Here is a 1024-nt window from a genome sequence, read left to right on the forward strand (position 1 = left end):
CCGACCATTGCTATAGCCCCTATCCTGGTCTTGTGGCTAGGCTATGGAATTTTGCCCAAGATTGTCTTGATTATCCTGACGACAACCTTCCCTATCATCGTCAGTATTTTGGATGGATTTAGGCATTGTGACAAGGATATGCTGACCTTGTTTAGTCTGATGCGAGCCAAGCCCTGGCAAATCCTGTGGCATTTTAAAATCCCGGTCAGCCTGCCTTACTTTTATGCAGGTCTGAGGGTCAGTGTCTCCTACGCCTTTATCACAACCGTGGTGTCCGAGTGGCTAGGAGGTTTTGAAGGTCTTGGTGTTTATATGATTCAGTCTAAAAAACTGTTTCAGTATGATACCATGTTTGCCATTATTATTCTGGTGTCGATTATCAGCCTTTTGGGTATGAAGTTGGTCGATATTAGTGAAAAATATGTGATTAAATGGAAACGTCCCTAAGATAAGGATGTTTTAGAAAAAGAAAAGAGGAAATGAAGATGAAGAAAACATGGAAAGCGTTTTTAACGCTTGTGACAGCTCTTGTAGCTGTCGTGCTGGTGGCTTGTGGTCAAGGGACTGCTTCTAAGGACAATAAAGAAGCAGAACTCAAGAAGATTGACTTTATCCTAGACTGGACGCCAAATACTAACCACACAGGGCTTTATGTTGCTAAGGAAAAAGGTTATTTCAAAGAAGCTGGAGTGGATGTTGACTTGAAATTGCCACCAGAAGAAAGCTCATCTGACTTGGTGATCAATGGCAAGGCACCATTTGCCATCTATTTCCAAGACTACATGGCTAAAAAATTGGAAAAAGGAGCAGGAATCACTGCCGTTGCTGCTATCGTAGAACATAATACATCAGGAATCATCTCTCGTAAATCTGACAATGTTAGCAGTCCAAAGGACTTGGTTGGGAAGAAATACGGTACTTGGAATGATCCAACGGAGCTAGCTATGTTGAAAACATTAGTAGAATCACAAGGTGGAGACTTTGAGAAGGTCGAAAAAGTACCAAACAACGACTCAAACTCGAT

General features: G+C 41.9%; 2 protein-coding genes. Both read left to right on the plus strand.

Annotation, left to right across the window (positions count from 1 at the left end; translation table 11 throughout):
* Positions 1-447 (plus strand): ABC transporter permease (locus GMD1S_RS10460; protein WP_000299275.1); only part of this gene is annotated, 447 nt, incomplete at its 5' end.
* A 38-nt stretch (positions 448-485) separates the two neighbouring features.
* Positions 486-1024 (plus strand): ABC transporter substrate-binding protein (locus GMD1S_RS10465; protein ID WP_000754521.1); only part of this gene is annotated, 539 nt, incomplete at its 3' end.

Source organism: Streptococcus sp. GMD1S (assembly GCF_000296875.1).
Taxonomy (GTDB): domain Bacteria; phylum Bacillota; class Bacilli; order Lactobacillales; family Streptococcaceae; genus Streptococcus.